We start from the raw sequence: 15,707 nt of genomic DNA on the forward strand, positions 1-15,707 counted from the left end.
GTGCCGGGCACCTGCGTTGCGACAGAAAGCCCTATGCAAGAGCCTTCCTGCGCAGTTCATTCAGATGTTCCATCAGCCGAATTTCATCCTCAATCGGACTTAACGGACGAACACCCCCTTTGAGAAAATCGACAAACCCTTTGATTTCCCGCAACAAGGGATATTCCGTCGAGATCGGGATTATCTCATGCTCCGCGGTTGGCTGACCATTCTCGTCAAGATGCTGGACCAGCAAATGATCCGCCAAAGGATTCGGTAGGCTCACCACCGCCTTTTCGAAATGGGCTGTAACCTTCCGCCGCGTTTCCGGGTAAATGTCTGAAATCTCCAGCTGCACCTGAGGCACAGGCCCCAAGAATGCAGTGAGGACATGGATATCCTGCCCATGCACATCCGCCTGCACCGCCTGCACGTCCGGGAGCTGCCCAACAATGTGAAAGGTAATTGACAGGTCATGCGGCATCAAAATCCAGAAAGCATCCACATCATCGTGCGGCTGCTGCCACTGTAGCCTGCTGCACCACAGCCGCTTCAGGTCACCAAATTGCCCCTTTTCCCGCACATCCGCCAACGCCTGGACACCTGGGTGGTAGCGCCACTTATGCATGACAAACACCCTGTCTCCCATCAGGTCTTTCAATGCATAAGCTTGATCAAGGTCCGGCGTAATCGGCTTTTCAACGAACACCGGCTTGCCGGTATCCGCGAGCGCACTCAGAACATCGAAATGCCGGTCTGTCTGCACCGCGACAATATATCCGTCTAGATCTTCCGGCAATTCCTGCCATTCCGCAACGACCTTCCGGGCGCCCATTTCAAGCGCCTGCGCCTGGTTGGAATCCCGGTGTTCGGCTACCCAAACCTCACAGCCAATGCTCAGGAGATCACGGAGTATGTTACGCCCCCAACGGCCACACCCAATCAAGCCAACCTTGACCTGCACTCCCGATGAATGCACCGCACTCATTGCGTTTCCTGCCATTTGTCATAGAAAGCCTGCATTTCAGCCAGGGACCCGGCCGTTGTGTCCCTCTCCGACAGGATGCGGGCATCTCCGGGCCACTCAATGTTCAATGCTGGATCATCCGGGTCGCACCCAAAGTCATCATCCAGGGTCCAATAATCCGACAGCCCATAAAGAGTCATGCTTGGCTTGGTAAAATAGAAACCATGCGCGACCCCTGTGGGGATGTAGGCCGCGACATTCATTTCCGGCGTTATGCACAGAAGATGCGACTGCCCGAAGGTGACGGAGGACCGGCGCATATCATAAAGGCCAAGCCACATTTCCCCCTCTACTACGATCAGAAAATCGGTTCGTTTTGCATGAAGGTGGACACCACGCAGTGTCCCAGCGTTCGACCGCACGAGGTTCCACTGGACCCTTGCCGTTTCCTCCACCCATTGCTGTCGATAGACTTCAGTCAACGTTCCGCGACTATCGTCAATCGGCTTTAAAGGCACCAATTTGCACCCCGCCGGCAACTTCTTTAGCAACTTTCACTCTCCAAATATTTTCCCGGTCTCATAACCGTCACATTACTATTAAATCAAAATGTCCGCGTTCAGTCCTCCAGCAGCGGGTCCTCATATTCGCCGACCTCGAAGCCGAGCATATTGAAACTTTCAGCCATATGCGGTGACAGCGGCGCCTTCACACTGGCCCGGCCACCCGCCGGATGCGGGAAGCGCACTGTGTGGCTGTGCAGGTGCAGTTTCTTGGAAATCGCGCCAGAGAGGAACGCGTCCCCGCCGCCATATTTACCGTCGCCCACGATCGGGTGGCCCATTTCCATACAGTGCAGGCGCAGCTGGTGCGTGCGGCCGGTGTGCGGCTTCAGCGCCACCCATGCGGCCTGCTGGCCGGCGTTATCCACCACTGCATAGTCGGTTAAGGAATGCTGGCCATTTGGGTCTGCAACCATGCGCTCGTTCCCCTTGATGGGGGCCTTGGACATATTCAGGATAATCCGGCCGTCGCGCGGGTTCGGGCAGCCGATCACCAGCGCCCAATAGCGCTTGTCGGTTTCCTTGGTCTTGAAGGCGTTGGCGAGCGCCGCAGCAGCGTTCGGGGTACGCCCCAAAAGCAGCACGCCTGACGTGTCCTTGTCCAGCCGGTGCACAAGGCGCGGCCGGTGCTCCGACCCAAACCTCAGGGCATCCAGAAGGCCGTCCAGGTGACGTGTCTGGCCCGTGCCGCCCTGTGTGGGCAGCCCCGCAGGCTTGTTGATCGCGATCACATGGTCGTCTTTATAAAGCACCCAGCTTTGGACTTCCTTGATGTCCTTATCACTCAGGCGTGGTTTCGGCTCGCGTTTCGGCGGTTCCGGCATTTCTCCAAGCGGCGGCACGCGCACAACCTGCCCCTCCTCGACCCGCTCCGGGCCCTTGACCCGCTTGCCGTCCAGGCGGATTTCGCCCTTGCGCATCTTTTTCTGCAGCGTGCCAAAGGGCACCTCAGGAAAATGGCGCTTGAACCAGCGGTCGATGCGAATGCCGTCATCGTCGGCCTTCACTGTGATGTTTTTTACGTTACTCATACCAATACTCGCCCAAGCCAGATGCCTGCAAAAAGACCCATCACACCCAGAAGCAGCGAGCCGAGGGCATACAGCCCGGCGCCGGTCCAGTCGCCGCGCTCAATCAGCAGCACGGTCTCGAGTGAATAGGTTGAAAAAGTTGTGAAACTGCCCAGGAAGCCAACCGCCAGAAAGCCGCGAAGCTCCTGCGTGATGTCAAGCTTGTGGGCAAAGGCGGTTATCAGGAACCCCATGAACAGGCTGCCGAGGATATTCACCGCGAACGTACCGTATGGGAATCCGGTTCCCAGCGCGCGCATGATGGCCCCAGCCACAAAGTGGCGAGACAGCGCACCGGCGGCGCCCCCAACAGCGATTGCAAGCAGCATCGGCATGCCTGATTCCTTATTAGCCCAATAGCTTTGATTGCCCTTTGAGAGGCTTCAGCCCTTCTCTAGCAGAACAAATCGTTATTCTATACCGAAAACCCAACCTTCGGTGCGGCGCACCATAGCCGAGAGTGCCTGCGGATTCCAGTATTTGCGATCATGGTGAATTTGGCGGAGCGCGGCGGCTGTCACACAGGCATCTGCGGCATGGTCCGTGAAGTCCAGCCCCAGGCGCGGCATGCGCTTTGCGCCCAGCCGGTTAAGGATAGGCCTTAATGCCGCCAAGTCGCGGATTTTGCCCCGGTGCCCACCCAGTGCGGCAAAGGCGGCGGCGTAGATTTCCACCACCACGATCCGGGCATCCGTCATGTCGTCGAACGGCCAGATGGCGATATGGTCCTGCCTGTTCAGGTGATGCAGCATCGCCATGGTCGACAGGCCTGAAAGCCCCACCTGGCTGGGGCCAATCAGATGGAACACGCTTTCGCACGGGCCCGCGCCGCTATCCACCGCCAATTGTTCAGGCACGCGCATGCGGCGGCTATAATGCCGACCCTTCAATGTTTCTGCGCCCCTGCTCCGGAGATAATAGGCCGCGTGTTCGTCCACGAACGGCCCGCCATAGAAATCACCCTCAGGGCCACACAGGTCGGCCACATGAGCCCACAGGGCCTTGACGTCTGCGGGCAGCACATCGCCGGGCAAGTAGGCGCCTTCGTCCACGAAGGGCATGCCAAAGGACGAATCGATGCCCACCAGCACCCGTTCGCCTTTCCTGCGCCCCAATCCACCCGCCAGCCAGCTTGCGCAGTCCTGGCGGCTCCAGCGGCGGTGGCCGGAAGGCGGTGAGACCATCTTCGGCGCGCCCTCGCCCGCTTCGCAGAGGGCAACGGCAAGCCCGGCGTGGCGTTTGCCTTTGGCGCCTGTCCAGTCGATCCCGACAAAATGGCTGAAGTCAGCGTGTGGCATAATATCCCATGGGTTTCGTTCTTCCCTTCAAGGCTGTACGGCGCTAGGCTTGCCCCGCTATATCGACTAAGGGGGAGCAGGCCATGACCGGCACGAGCAGCAGGGTACACCCGGGACCGTCACAGACAACCCGTTTTTGGGGCACACTTGGCCTTGCGGCCATGGTGGCGACGGCAGGCTATGCCGTCTATCAAGCCGAAAGCCATGAGCCGCCTGAAAGCGCCACCATCCTGTTCATGAATGATATCTACCGTATAGGTGGCATCAAGCGCGGCAGTGAAGGCGGGCTCGCACGGATCGCCAGCATCCGCACCGAGCTTGAAGCCAAGCATGGTGACCTGTTGATATTGCACGCGGGCGACGCGCTATCGCCATCGCTTCTGGGCGACATGTACAAGGGCGCGCAGATGGTGGAGGCGCTCAATCTCCTGGACGGTGACGACGATCACGACAGCCGCCTGTTCGTCACTTTCGGCAATCACGAGTTTGATGTCTCCTCATGCGACCGCCCAGATGCCCTGGTGGCGCAGGTGCAGGCGTCCGATTTCACCTGGCTTGCCGGCAACCTGGATTTCGGCAAGTGCGCCAGCGGCGACGGCTTCGCCCCGCTTGCGAATGCCAAGAATGTCGTGCCCCGCCAGATTGTGGACATGCACGGCATCAGGATCGGCCTGTTTGGCCTGACCATCAGCGAATCCACTTATGCAGGTTTGCTGACTGACCGCGAAGGCACCGCCACGCTGACCGACAGCTACATCGCCGCCGCCAAGCGCCTGACGGCTGAGCTGCGCGCGGACGGCGCTGAATATATCATCGGCGTGACCCATCTGGCCAAGCCGCAGGACCGCGCGATCCTTGAAACGCTGGGGGACGCGGGCCCGGACCTGATCATCGGCGGGCACGACCATGCCGCCATGAAGGTCGGGCCGGTGAACGGGCGCTATATCTATAAGCAAACGGCGGATGCGCGCGACGTGGGCGCGCTGACCATCACCCGCGCCAAGGACGGCACACTTTCGGCCTCCGAGCGCACGGTTTATGAACTCAAGGGCAACAGCCCGGCCAAAGACCCGACGGTGCAGGCATTTGTCGACCAGAAGATGGCAGAGCACGAAACCGCTTTCTGCGCCAAGAAGGGGCTGGGCGAAGGGTGCCTGTCGGACGGCATGGGCATCACGCAGGTACTGTGGCAGCTGGAAGAGAATAGTAACCGCGAGGAAGAGACCGCCATCGGTAATTGGCTGGCGGACCAGATGCTGGCGCCAGACATCCCCACGTTCGATCAGTGCGATGCCGCCTCCCCCACTGTGGCTCTGTTGACCGCCGGGGGGCTGCGGCTCAATTATGACCTGCCAGCGAGTTTCGAGTTGAAACGGCGTGAAGTGGAAGAGCTGTTCCCCTTCTCCTTGCCGCTCGTGGCGGTCTGCATGACCGGGACAGAGCTCAAAGCCGCGCTGGAAAACGGGCTGGGCGCGCCGGGTGAAGGCCGCTGGCCGCACCTGAGCGGCGTGAGCGTACGCTATAGCTATGTGCCTGCTACGCGCACGGCCACCGTGCTTGAGGTGACCTCAGGCGGCAAACCCGTGGGGCCGGCCGATCCGGTGCGTGTGATTGCCAACGGCTATACGGCTTCCCGTGGGGACGGTTACCAGATGTGGCCAGTGTGCGGTGACGGGAGCGGCGTTGACTGGTCTACTGACGGCGCGCGCCGCCAATGCGAACAGCGCATCATGGCAGGCCTTGAAAGCGCCACAGCCAAGCCGGTCATGGACGGCGACACTGTGTTTGACCTGAAGGATTGGGCGCTTGAGGCGTTCCACGCTGCGGACGGTAAGGGCGTTGGCCCAACTGAGGACCTGACCGACAAGACCCGCCGTGTGACCAAGGAATAGGCTTAATCGTTTTCCGCGTCGGGCTTACGCTTGGCGGCATATTCGGCGCGGATGCGGGCAAAATAGGCCTGGCGCTTCTGTATTTCGCGCTCAAACCCGCGTTCCACCGGGCGGTAGAATTCCTGCCGCTGCATATCTTCGGGAAAATAGTCCTGCCCTGACACGCCTGCCGCTGTGTCATGGTCATAGGCGTACCCAGCGCCGTAGCCCATGTCTTTCATCATCTTGGTCGGCGCATTCAAAATATGGGACGGCGGCATCAGATCGCCGTGATCCCGGGCTGCCTTCTTGGCCGCCTTTTCCGCCTTATAGGCCGCGTTTGATTTGGGCGCCGTGGCCAGGTAAATCACCGCCTGCGCGATCTGGCTTTCGCCTTCAGGACTGCCAAGGAACTCATAGGCGTCCTTTGCGGCCAGAGCCTGATGGATGGCTTCCGGGTCGGCAAGGCCGATATCCTCGCTTGCAAAGCGCACAAGCCGGCGGATCACATAGAGCGGGTCCTCCCCCGCCGTCAGCATGCGTTCAGTCCAGTAGAGCGCCGCGTCAGCGTCTGAGCCCCTGAGCGACTTATGCAGCGCTGATATCAGGTTATAGTGACCGTCCCGGTCCTTGTCATAGCTTGGCGCACGCTTCTGCAGCAGCTTCGCCAGGTCCTGCGGCCCCAGCGTTTCGCCAGCCGCAAGGTCATAGAGCGTCTCAACACAGTTCAGCAGAAACCGTCCGTCACCGTCCGCCATGGCCTTCAGCGCCACGCGCGCGTCGGCGTCCACCGGCAGCGGTGCATCCATTTCAGCTTCGGCGCGCTCCAGCAGTTCATCGAGCGCTGTGTCATCATGCCGGTTCAGCACCAGCACCTGCATCCGGGAAAGAAGTGCGCCGTTGATCTCGAACGACGGGTTTTCCGTGGTGGCACCAATCAGCGTGATCGTGCCGTCTTCCACATAAGGCAGGAAGCCATCCTGCTGGGACCGGTTGAAACGGTGGATTTCGTCCACGAACAACAAGGTCCCGCGCCCGCCCATGCGCCGGGCCTTGGCGGCCTCAAACACCTTCTTCAAGTCCGCAACGCCAGAAAAGATCGCCGATATCTGCTCAAATGCCAGGTCAGCGTGATTGGCCAGCAGGCGCGCGATGGTGGTTTTTCCCGTGCCCGGTGGGCCCCACAGGATCAGGCTGGAGATACGGCCCGACTTGACCATGCGGCCAAGCGCCCCGTCATCGCCCAACAGATGGCTTTGGCCGACAACCTCTTCGAGCGCCTTGGGGCGCAGCCGGTCCGCGAGCGGGCGCGGCGCGCCCGTCTCAAGACCAGCCTGTTCAAAGAGGGTCGACATGCTTACTGCACCACCCGGCAGCGGTACGACCGGCTCTGGCCCGCCAGCAGGCATTCCTGAATACGGCCGCGACGCTGGATCTGGTAGAGATACTCGTTCGCGTTCTCAGGCAATGCAGCCTCAAGGTCTTCAACGCGGGTAATGTCCACATTATTGACCTTCAGCAGGATATCGCCCGGCACCAGCAGCTGGAAGCGGGCAGCCGGCGTGCGGCCATCCACCTTCAGCACCACCACGCCCCTGAGGAACGGATCGATCTGAAGTTCGTCATTGAAGCGCGGCGACAGGTTGCCCACCGTTACACCCTGGAACGGGTGGCGGCCATCAAGCTTGGTCACATTGCGCTCTGGGTCCTCTGGTGGCAACGACAGCGTCGCCGTGCGCTGCTGGATAAAGCCTTCCGACAATACAGCCAGCGATACTTCGCTGCCCGCGTCCATCGTGGCGATCCGGAAATTGAGGCCCGGTTCGTCGATCACTTCCTTGCCGCCGATGGCCATGATCACGTCGCCTGGCATGATACCGGCGATTGCGGCAGGGCCGCCTTCATAGACTTCGTCCACCAGCACGCCGCCTGCGCGGTCAAGGCCGAGGCTGGCTGCCAGGTCCCCGGTGACATTCTGGCCGCGCACACCCAGCCATGGACGCGTCAGCTGGCCTTCATTGAGGGCTGCTTTGAGGACGGATTTCACCATGTTGGCAGGCACTGCAAAACCGATACCGTTCGACGCGCCCGTGCGGCTGTAGATAGCGGTGTTGATGCCCAGAAGCTCACCGTCCATGCCGACAAGTGCACCGCCCGAGTTACCGGGGTTCACCGCAGCGTCTGTCTGGATGAAGAAACCGAAATCAGAGATGCCCTGCTGCGTGCGGGCTGTGGCGGAAACAATCCCGCCTGTCACGGTCTGGCCAACGCCGAAGGGGTTACCAATCGCCAGTACGATATCACCCACCAGCACATTGTCGGAATCCGACAGGCGCAGGCTGGCAAGCGGCTCGTCGCCTGCATCGATCTTGAGGATGGCGAGGTCCGTGCGCGGGTCGGCCAGAACGATCTTGGCATCGAACTCACGCCGGTCATTGAGGACCACCTGAATTTCGTCGGCGCCTTCGATCACGTGGTTGTTTGTCACGATCACACCGTTCGGGCGCACGATCACACCAGAGCCCAGCGAGCCCTGCACCCGTTCCTGCGGCGCGCCGAAGCTGAAGCGGTCACCAAAGAAGCGCTGGAACAGCGGATCATCAAACAAGGCCGACCGGCGCGAGCGTACGATCTTCTTGGTATAGATGTTCACCACGGCAGGCGCGGCTTCCGATACGATCGGTGCGTAGGAGAGCTTCACCTGCATTTCAGACTGCGGCACCATGCGGACCACGTCCCCATCCTGCGCCTGACCGGCTGTAAAGCTTGCTGTGATGCCAGCGATCAATATTCCGATTGCTGTGATAACGCGCTTCATGAACATACCTCTCGTTACGGTTTTTGGGTCAATCCCGGCTGTAGCACTGCACTGGTACGCGCCAGGTGACAAATTCCCTGCCTTTATATGGCTGAGCCATTGCCCATGCGCAAGGGCAATGGCGATGAAGCGCCTTTTCTGCGCGATGCTTTTACCCGATACGGGATGCGATCAGGACGCCAGTTGCCCAGCCCATGAAGGTGGTTTCAAACCCGGGCTTGGCGGTGATATGCTTGATGAAATCGTCCACATTGCGCTGATGCCCGTTGGGCCAATTGGGCTGCGGCAGAAGATCATCCACCACATAGATGCCGCCTTCCCTGAGCAGCGAAAGCGTGCGTTCCAGGTGGCTGTATTTACCGGGCCAGGCATCTGCGAAAATCAAATCGAACTGCATGGGTTCAAGGGCATCCAGAAATTCCCCCGCATCCGTGCAGCACAGCGTCAATTGTGGGTTCTTGCCCAGGTGGCGCGCGGCCACGGCCTGGACGGCCTTGTCATTGTCCACGCTCACCAGCTTGGCTTCCATGCACAGGCCATCCAGCATCCAGGCCGTCGACAGGCCCGTACCGGTGCCTAGTTCCAGCATGGTGCCCCCCGGCTTGCTGGCCACCAGTGTCTTTAGAAGCGCGCCCACAGCGGGCTCTGACGCCATTTGGAAGCCCATGATTTTCGTTTCGGCCTGAATAGCGCGGATGGCCCGCGGCATGTCATAAGCATGGTGTATTGTGTTTGGCGGTTGTTTTGTCCCGTCCATTTTCTGCTCCCTGATGTCTGCCCCAAACGGGCTGCCCGATAAACCGGATGCTAGGAACAAAAAAGGGCAAGCTGATGGCGTTAAAGACTAGAAAACAGGAATGCCCAACCGAGCTGCGAGAATAAGGGCTGCATCGAGGTCCAGCATGTCTCCAGATCGCAGCAGCCCGGCAAAATCCTGCGGGTCCATCAAAAACGGTTCGCCAATCACCCCTGGGTCTTCCTCTGGTTCTGCAATCTTTTCGCAATCATGGGCCAGGAAGATGTGTCTCTTTGCCGTTGAATAGGCCATGACATAGGCTGTGGTGACCGCCTCGATCCGGCCTGTGTAACCGGTCTCCTCCAACAGCTCTTTACGCGCTGTCTCCTCCGGGGTGTCCCCGGGATCAACCATACCGGCTGGCAGCTCATGGGTAAAATGCCCTGGTCCCGGACGAAACTGTCGCATCATCAGGATTTTGCCTTCTTTTGTCACGGCGCCCACAACGGAAAATTCCGGCTGCCTGGCAACAACATAACGGTATTCCCTGCCATCGTGGGAATAGGTGCGGTCTTCCACTTCAAGGTAGGGGTTGCTGTAAACCGTGGATGATTGCTTCAGTGTTACGTCGTCACTCATTCATATCTCCATGACCAGACAGGCATATGTGCCCGGCGAAGGCTAGCGCGAAAGTCGCCAGGAAAAAAGGGCGAGCCGAAGCCCGCCCTTTCCAGTACCAGACCAATGGCCGGTATGGTGCTTGCTAGTCCCCGGAAACGAACACCGTGACCTGAATGTTTTCGATGTCGAAAACGGTTATACCCTGAAGGAAGATCGCACCATTGCCGGTGTCGATCATCAGGCCCTCCTCACCATTGACGGTGACCCCGACCGCATTGGACAGGGCATCTTCGAAGGCTTGTCCGCCCTCAGTGCCCTCAACCATGATACTATCGCTGGTAAGATCAAAGTCGGTCACCACATCACGACTGCCGTCAAAATCGAATTCGATCCTGTCGCTGCCTGCCCCGGTATTGATAATGTCACTGCCTTCGCCGCCGCTGAGCCAGTCATCCCCGTCACCGCCATGGATGGTGTCATCGTCCGCACCGGCATAGAGCCTGTCAGCGCCCGTGCCACCATAGATGATGTCGTCGCCACCTTCGCCCCACACAGTGTCGTTTCCCTGGCCGCCGAACAGCGTTTCAACTCGGGTTGACCCCGGCCCATCGAACTGATGGAAATATTCAGGATCACCGTCGCCACCGAAAATCTCGTCGTTGCCGTCACCACCGAAAATAATGTCCACGCCGCCAAAGCCGCGCAGCACGTCATCGCCCGTGCCGCCACCGATGGTGTCGAACCCATTGGCGCCATAGACGGTGTCATCATCCGCCCCACCCCAAAGCTGGTTCGCAAATCCCGGTTGATACTCAAGGGCGGCGGACCCCAGGCCAAGCTCATCCATGCTGACGGTGCCGTCTTCGTCCAGGTCGCGCCAATTGCCGCCAACGATCACGTCGGCCCCTTCACCACCAAACAGCCTTTCCGCAAACCCTTCAGGGAGAGGCCTCAGTAGATAGGCGATATCGACGCCGGCATCTTCGCTTAGGCGATCTTCTCCGTCCCCAATGCCGGAGGCATATTGGCCCCCAACCATGATGTCATCGCCGTCCTCGCCATACATGCGGTCCTGGCTGATGTCGCCGATCACCAGGTCATTACCTGCGCCTGCGGCAATAATATCGTTACCCTGGCCGCCTGTTACGGTATCGTCGCCGTCACCGCCAACAATTGTATCGTCCAAAATGATGTCAGACATAGTGTCCCCCGTCTGTCAGTGTCATGTCGTGAATAGTAAAATGTCAGTCTTCTTACTGCAGTAGCTGACTATCCGAAAAAACCTGAACGTACGCTGAATGCCTGAGCCCGCTGCGGGCACAAAAAGGGTTGGTCGCTCTAACTGTTTCCGTCGCAGCATGCCATTCACCAAAACCATGCCTGTCGCTTGCATTCATAACCCTTTGAATTGGCTGGTTTTCCCGCAAATGGCGATCAATTCCCCATATGATAGATAAAAGTTTACGTTAAAATTGCATTACTATCGTAAAAGTAATAAAATGCACCTTAGCGCCTGGCTTTTACACTCTAACGATTGGGGAGTATGAAATGATCAGCCTGAATTACAGCTATCTACGCCGCGGTGACAAGATTGGCGTTTATGTCTGCACCAAAGGCAAGCATGACGACGGACCCTATTTTGTCTCGCTTGAGCTGGATGTGCAGCCAACGCAGAAGGTCAAACAGTTCCTGTGCACCGACCAACCTCGCGATGATGTCTTCATGCTCAGGATGTCGCCCTATCTGGGTAACCATCTCGAAGAACTGGTGTCGGCCAAAGTGAATGAACGCCCGGTTGAGCTGCATTGCTGCCCCATGACGACCGAAAGGGAGCGGCGCCTCCTGACCATCTATCCCGAACTGAACTGAGCCGCTAACGCAGATATCGCCGCTTTCGGATGGGATGGCCGTGCAGGTTCGCGGGCCTACTGGCCCAAAGGGAGCCATACTGTGATTTGCGTGGCTTTTCCCAGCGGTCAGGCTTAATCGGGCCAGAAAACCACAACCTCAATATCCTCGATGTCGGAGGTCGTCAGACCGACAAGAAACAGCGCCCCGGCCTCCGCGTCAATCAACAGCCCACTTTGACCGTCCATCGTTTCCTCGGTGGCGTTCTGCAACCCTGTTTCAAACAGGACCGCCCAAGCATGGTTGTCGATCACAATGCGGTCCTCAGCTACATCGAAATCGGTCACGGTATTAACGCTGTTGTCGAAATCAAAATAGACGGTATCGGCTCCGTCGCCCGTGATGAAGGTATCGTTTCCGTCCCCGCCACTGAGCCAATCATCGCCTGCGCCGCCATGAAGGGTATCATCGCCACCACGGCCATAAAGCTTGTCATTGCCCGCGCCGCCATAATGCAGTTCGGCGCCGTCACCGCCTATGAGGCTGTCATTCCCTTCGCCGCCAAACAGGCGCTGTACAATCGTGAAGGACTCGCCTTCGCTCAGCCTATGAAAATTGGTGGGATCTCCGTTGCCGCCATAAATGGCATCGTCGCCATCGCCGCCATAAATGATATCCGGGCCCCCAAGGCCATACAGTATGTCGTCGCCTGCACCGCCCCCAATGGTATCAAACCCATTCGCGCCATAGACTGTGTCTGCCCCCTCACCGGCCCAGACGATATTGTTGAAGCCTTCTGCGAAGCGTTCGCCTCCGACCGGGCCAGACATGTCAACGCCACCGTCCCCAAGTTCACCAGACCCGTCCAGGATCAATTCCGCAAAGGCAGACGCGTCGGCATACAGATATTCGCCGTCATCTCCGGTGTCATCCCAACTGCCGCCAAAGATCAGGTCATTGCCATTCCCCCCCACGAGAACTTCAGCAAAGAAGGACGGATGCGGTTCTTCGATCCAGGCGACTTCGATCACCTGGCTCTCGGCCAGGTCCGTACTGACATCCCAATTGCCGGAGCGCAGACCACCACCAATCAGAATATCGTCTCCGTCACCGCCCATGAGCCTGTCCCGGCCCTGTGCGCCGACAAGCACATCATTGCCTGCCCCGCCTGAAATGACAGAAAGTTCTTCACCGCCAACCAAAACGTCACCACCGGGCGTGCCTTCATAATCCAATCTCAGCGTGGATGTCATCTCGTACCTCCATTCTGTCTTGTGCCTTAAAAAGCTTCTAATTACCTATGGTGGTATCTATACGCCCAACCGAATGAACGCTGGCTGAACAGCGCCGTTAACAGCGGCGGCCGTGGCGGCACAAAGAAAAAGGGCGCCCCGGTGTGGGACGCCCTTCTCGAATATCGTCAGTGACGGTTGGCTTATGCCGCGTCGTCAGCTGCCTCTTCCATTTCAGCGGTTGGGCCGCTGTCCTGGCCTTTGGCATCTTCGTTGCGGTCAACCAGCTCGATCACAGCCATCGGCGCGTTGTCGCCGTGACGGTAACCAGCTTTGAGAACGCGAGTGTAACCACCAGCGCGCTCTTTGTAGCGGTCAGCCAGCTCGTCAAACATCTTGGACACGAGCGTTTCGTCCTGCAGGCGGGAAATCGCCAGACGACGGTTAGCAAGGCCACCCTTTTTCGCCAGTGTGATCAGCTTTTCTACGATCGGTGCCAGGTCTTTCGCCTTTGGCAGGGTCGTAACGATTTGCTCGTGCTTGATCAGCGCTTGGCTGAGGTTCATGAACATAGCCTTACGGTGGCTAGCGGTCCGATTGAGTTTGCGGCCAGATTTACCGTGACGCATTGTCTTACTCCTGATTGCCTATCCGGCCTTGGGTGAACCATTCACCTAGTACCGGCAGGTGTCCCACTTCACATGTGGGAGGTTTTAAAAAAGAGCGTGGAGCCCCTCATCAGAGAGGCTCCCTACCCCAGGCTTAATATTCTTGCTCAAGTTTCTTGGCGAGCTCTTCGATATTCTCAGGCGGCCAAGCTGGGAGTTCCATGCCGAGGCGCAGGCCCATGGACGCGAGAACTTCCTTGATTTCGTTGAGCGACTTGCGACCGAAGTTCGGAGTGCGGAGCATTTCTGCTTCGGTTTTCTGAACCAGATCGCCAATGTAGACGATGTTGTCGTTCTTGAGGCAGTTTGCCGAACGGACAGACAGCTCGAGTTCGTCCACTTTGCGCAGAAGCTGACGGTTGAACGCTGGTTCTTCGTCTTCTTCCTGCTTGGTGGCTTCCTCTGGCTCGTCGAAGTTGACGAAAACAGCCAGCTGGTCCTGCAGGATGCGAGCAGCGAATGCCAGTGCATCTTCAGGCGTTACTGTGCCGTCAGTTTCAACTTCCATCGTCAGTTTGTCATAGTCGAGAACCTGGCCCTCACGGGTGTTCTCAACTTTGTAGCTTACTTTTTTGACCGGGCTGTAGAGCGCATCCACAGGAATAAGGCCGATTGGCGCATCTTCCGGACGGTTGCGGTCTGCAGGCACATAGCCTTTACCAGATGCTACAGTCAGTTCCATGTTCAGCGTGGCACCCTCATCGAGGTGACACAGAACAAGATCTTTATCCAGGATCTCAACGTCAGCTACTTCGCTGATGGCGTCGGCCTTCACCTCACCTGGACCAGAAGCGGTCAGGTGCAGGCGCTTGGAGCCGTCGCACAGCACGCGAACGGGAAGCTGTTTGATGTTGAGGACGATGTCTGTCACGTCTTCGCGCACACCTGGTACGGAAGAGAATTCGTGCAGAACACCCTCAATCTGGATCGCTGTAACAGCACCGCCCTGCAGGGAAGACAACAGCACGCGACGCAGGCCATTGCCAAGCGTCATGCCGTAGCCCCGCTCGAGCGGCTCTACAACGATTTTGGCTTTACGAAGCGGGTCTGCACCCGGCTCAATCGTAACGCCATTTGGTTTAATCAGTTCCTGCCAGTTTTTCTGGATCACGGTGTAACCCTCTTTTTGAATGACGCTGTTATTACAAATTCAGCGCCAAAGGATTCGCGCCAATACTCTTTACCCGAACTCTTGTGCGTTATACGCGGCGGCGTTTGGGTGGACGGCAACCATTGTGTGGAATTGGCGTTACGTCACGAATGCTCGTGATTACAAAGCCAATAGCCTGAAGCGCGCGCAGAGCGGACTCGCGACCAGCGCCAGGACCCTTCACTTCCACTTCCAATGATTTAACGCCATGGTCCTGGGCTTTCTTACCAGCGTCTTCTGCAGCAACCTGTGCAGCGTAAGGCGTCGATTTACGAGAACCTTTGAAACCCATCATACCTGCAGACGACCAGGAGATCGCGTTACCCTGTACGTCTGTGATTGTAATCATCGTGTTGTTGAACGATGCATTTACGTGAGCAACACCATTGGTGATGTTCTTACGCTCACGGCGCTTAACGCGCCCTGTGTCTTTAGCCATCTCTAGCAGACCCTATAATTAAGGGGAGTCCTAAACAGCGGATACCCAAGATTACTTCTTCTTACCGGCAATCGGAACAGCTTTACCCTTACGAGTACGAGCGTTCGTGCTCGTGCGCTGACCGCGTGTCGGCAGTTTTGCACGGTGACGGAGACCACGATAAGACTTGAGGTCCATCAACCGTTTGATATTCATCGCAACTTCACGGCGGAGGTCACCCTCAACAGTGAAATCGGTATCGATCATTTCACGGATCTGAATAACTTCAGAATCCGTCAGTTCCGACACACGACGCTCACGGGGGAAACCAAGCTTTTCGCAGATTTCCGTGGCCTTGGTCCGGCCAATACCGTGAATGTAGGTCAAAGCGATTTCTACTCGCTTGTTGGTCGGAATGTTAACGCCAGCAATACGCGCCACGACCGTTTCTCCTAATAAACAAGTTCA

17 protein-coding genes are annotated in these 15,707 nt (G+C 58.1%); 2 read left to right on the forward strand and 15 right to left on the reverse strand.

The window, feature by feature from the left end; translation table 11 throughout:
* Positions 1 to 31: 31 nt before the first annotated feature.
* The 5 genes from KORLAC_RS12760 to KORLAC_RS12780 all read right to left on the reverse strand — a co-directional run bounded on the left by KORLAC_RS12760 (position 32) and on the right by KORLAC_RS12780 (position 3,877).
* Entirely contained in the window at positions 32 to 967 is a 936-nt protein-coding gene (locus KORLAC_RS12760) for a Gfo/Idh/MocA family protein (protein ID WP_068307046.1), read from the reverse strand.
* Entirely contained in the window at positions 964 to 1,464 is a 501-nt protein-coding gene (locus KORLAC_RS18700; protein WP_241493419.1) for a dTDP-4-dehydrorhamnose 3,5-epimerase family protein, read from the reverse strand. Before KORLAC_RS18700 ends, KORLAC_RS12760 begins: the two co-directional genes overlap by 4 nt.
* Positions 1,465 to 1,565: 101 nt before the next feature.
* On the reverse strand, positions 1,566 to 2,540 hold the full coding sequence (locus KORLAC_RS12770; RefSeq protein ID WP_068307048.1) for an RluA family pseudouridine synthase: 975 nt from the start codon (positions 2,538 to 2,540) through the stop codon (positions 1,566 to 1,568).
* Positions 2,537 to 2,914 carry a fluoride efflux transporter CrcB gene (crcB, locus tag KORLAC_RS12775; RefSeq protein WP_068307049.1) on the reverse strand — a complete coding sequence of 126 codons (378 nt, stop codon included), beginning with the start codon at positions 2,912 to 2,914 and terminating at the stop codon, positions 2,537 to 2,539. The genes KORLAC_RS12770 and crcB overlap by 4 nt, the downstream gene beginning before the upstream one ends.
* 75 nt (positions 2,915 to 2,989) lie before the next feature.
* Complete coding sequence (locus tag KORLAC_RS12780) at positions 2,990 to 3,877, reverse strand: hypothetical protein (protein WP_068307050.1); 888 nt, start codon at positions 3,875 to 3,877, stop codon at positions 2,990 to 2,992.
* 83 nt (positions 3,878 to 3,960) lie between these two features.
* Here KORLAC_RS12780 and KORLAC_RS12785 point away from each other — a divergent pair, with 83 nt between their 5' ends.
* The gene (locus KORLAC_RS12785; RefSeq protein ID WP_068307051.1) at positions 3,961 to 5,769 is read left to right on the forward strand and encodes a bifunctional metallophosphatase/5'-nucleotidase; all 1,809 of its coding nucleotides are present in this window, start codon (positions 3,961 to 3,963) and stop codon (positions 5,767 to 5,769) included.
* 2 nt (positions 5,770 to 5,771) lie between these two features.
* Here KORLAC_RS12785 and KORLAC_RS12790 read toward each other — a convergent pair whose 3' ends face one another.
* The 5 genes from KORLAC_RS12790 to KORLAC_RS12810 form a co-directional block, all read right to left on the reverse strand.
* Positions 5,772 to 7,103 carry a replication-associated recombination protein A gene (locus KORLAC_RS12790; RefSeq protein ID WP_068307147.1) on the reverse strand — a complete coding sequence of 444 codons (1,332 nt, stop codon included), beginning with the start codon at positions 7,101 to 7,103 and terminating at the stop codon, positions 5,772 to 5,774.
* 2 nt (positions 7,104 to 7,105) lie between these two features.
* A complete protein-coding gene (locus KORLAC_RS12795) occupies positions 7,106 to 8,566 on the reverse strand; it encodes a Do family serine endopeptidase (protein WP_068307148.1) in 1,461 nt (486 codons plus the stop codon).
* 151 nt (positions 8,567 to 8,717) lie between these two features.
* Positions 8,718 to 9,323 carry an O-methyltransferase gene (locus KORLAC_RS12800; protein WP_206594946.1) on the reverse strand — a complete coding sequence of 202 codons (606 nt, stop codon included), beginning with the start codon at positions 9,321 to 9,323 and terminating at the stop codon, positions 8,718 to 8,720.
* 87 nt (positions 9,324 to 9,410) lie between these two features.
* Complete coding sequence (locus tag KORLAC_RS12805) at positions 9,411 to 9,941, reverse strand: NUDIX hydrolase (RefSeq protein WP_068307052.1); 531 nt, start codon at positions 9,939 to 9,941, stop codon at positions 9,411 to 9,413.
* 124 nt (positions 9,942 to 10,065) lie between these two features.
* On the reverse strand, positions 10,066 to 11,124 hold the full coding sequence (locus tag KORLAC_RS12810) for a calcium-binding protein (protein ID WP_068307053.1): 1,059 nt from the start codon (positions 11,122 to 11,124) through the stop codon (positions 10,066 to 10,068).
* A gap of 347 nt (positions 11,125 to 11,471) precedes the next feature.
* Here KORLAC_RS12810 and KORLAC_RS12815 point away from each other — a divergent pair, with 347 nt between their 5' ends.
* Positions 11,472 to 11,792, forward strand: coding sequence for a hypothetical protein (locus KORLAC_RS12815; protein ID WP_068307054.1), 321 nt, complete (start codon positions 11,472 to 11,474; stop codon positions 11,790 to 11,792).
* Positions 11,793 to 11,905: 113 nt separating this feature from the next.
* Here KORLAC_RS12815 and KORLAC_RS12820 read toward each other — a convergent pair whose 3' ends face one another.
* The 5 genes from KORLAC_RS12820 to rpsM all read right to left on the reverse strand — a co-directional run bounded on the left by KORLAC_RS12820 (position 11,906) and on the right by rpsM (position 15,680).
* Positions 11,906 to 13,024, reverse strand: a complete 1,119-nt coding sequence (locus KORLAC_RS12820; RefSeq protein ID WP_068307055.1) for a calcium-binding protein — start codon at positions 13,022 to 13,024, stop codon at positions 11,906 to 11,908.
* Between the two features lie 182 nt (positions 13,025 to 13,206).
* Entirely contained in the window at positions 13,207 to 13,632 is a 426-nt protein-coding gene (rplQ, locus tag KORLAC_RS12825) for a 50S ribosomal protein L17 (protein ID WP_068307056.1), read from the reverse strand.
* Positions 13,633 to 13,765: 133 nt separating this feature from the next.
* Positions 13,766 to 14,782, reverse strand: coding sequence for a DNA-directed RNA polymerase subunit alpha (locus tag KORLAC_RS12830; RefSeq protein WP_068307057.1), 1,017 nt, complete (start codon positions 14,780 to 14,782; stop codon positions 13,766 to 13,768).
* 88 nt (positions 14,783 to 14,870) lie between these two features.
* Complete coding sequence (rpsK, locus tag KORLAC_RS12835) at positions 14,871 to 15,260, reverse strand: 30S ribosomal protein S11 (protein ID WP_068307058.1); 390 nt, start codon at positions 15,258 to 15,260, stop codon at positions 14,871 to 14,873.
* Between the two features lie 51 nt (positions 15,261 to 15,311).
* Positions 15,312 to 15,680, reverse strand: a complete 369-nt coding sequence (rpsM, locus tag KORLAC_RS12840; protein ID WP_068144644.1) for a 30S ribosomal protein S13 — start codon at positions 15,678 to 15,680, stop codon at positions 15,312 to 15,314.
* Positions 15,681 to 15,707: the final 27 nt, after the last annotated feature.

This window comes from Kordiimonas lacus, from assembly GCF_001550055.1.
GTDB lineage: Bacteria > Pseudomonadota > Alphaproteobacteria > Sphingomonadales > Kordiimonadaceae > Kordiimonas > Kordiimonas lacus.

Excerpts from the sequence above, each read along its gene's own strand:
- crcB (WP_068307049.1), bottom strand. The coding sequence starts at position 2,914 with ATGCCGATGCTGCTTGCAATCGCTGTTGGGGGCGCCGCCGGTGCGCTG.
- KORLAC_RS12815 (WP_068307054.1), top strand. The coding sequence starts at position 11,472 with ATGATCAGCCTGAATTACAGCTATCTACGCCGCGGTGACAAGATTGGC.
- KORLAC_RS12790 (WP_068307147.1), bottom strand. The coding sequence starts at position 7,103 with ATGTCGACCCTCTTTGAACAGGCTGGTCTTGAGACGGGCGCGCCGCGC.
- KORLAC_RS12770 (WP_068307048.1), bottom strand. The coding sequence starts at position 2,540 with ATGAGTAACGTAAAAAACATCACAGTGAAGGCCGACGATGACGGCATT.
- rplQ (WP_068307056.1), bottom strand. The coding sequence starts at position 13,632 with ATGCGTCACGGTAAATCTGGCCGCAAACTCAATCGGACCGCTAGCCAC.
- rpsK (WP_068307058.1), bottom strand. The coding sequence starts at position 15,260 with ATGGCTAAAGACACAGGGCGCGTTAAGCGCCGTGAGCGTAAGAACATC.
- KORLAC_RS12780 (WP_068307050.1), bottom strand. The coding sequence starts at position 3,877 with ATGCCACACGCTGACTTCAGCCATTTTGTCGGGATCGACTGGACAGGC.
- KORLAC_RS12810 (WP_068307053.1), bottom strand. The coding sequence starts at position 11,124 with ATGTCTGACATCATTTTGGACGATACAATTGTTGGCGGTGACGGCGAC.
- KORLAC_RS12760 (WP_068307046.1), bottom strand. The coding sequence starts at position 967 with ATGAGTGCGGTGCATTCATCGGGAGTGCAGGTCAAGGTTGGCTTGATT.
- KORLAC_RS12805 (WP_068307052.1), bottom strand. The coding sequence starts at position 9,941 with ATGAGTGACGACGTAACACTGAAGCAATCATCCACGGTTTACAGCAAC.
- KORLAC_RS12820 (WP_068307055.1), bottom strand. The coding sequence starts at position 13,024 with ATGACATCCACGCTGAGATTGGATTATGAAGGCACGCCCGGTGGTGAC.
- KORLAC_RS12800 (WP_206594946.1), bottom strand. The coding sequence starts at position 9,323 with ATGGACGGGACAAAACAACCGCCAAACACAATACACCATGCTTATGAC.
- KORLAC_RS12785 (WP_068307051.1), top strand. The coding sequence starts at position 3,961 with ATGACCGGCACGAGCAGCAGGGTACACCCGGGACCGTCACAGACAACC.
- KORLAC_RS12795 (WP_068307148.1), bottom strand. The coding sequence starts at position 8,566 with ATGAAGCGCGTTATCACAGCAATCGGAATATTGATCGCTGGCATCACA.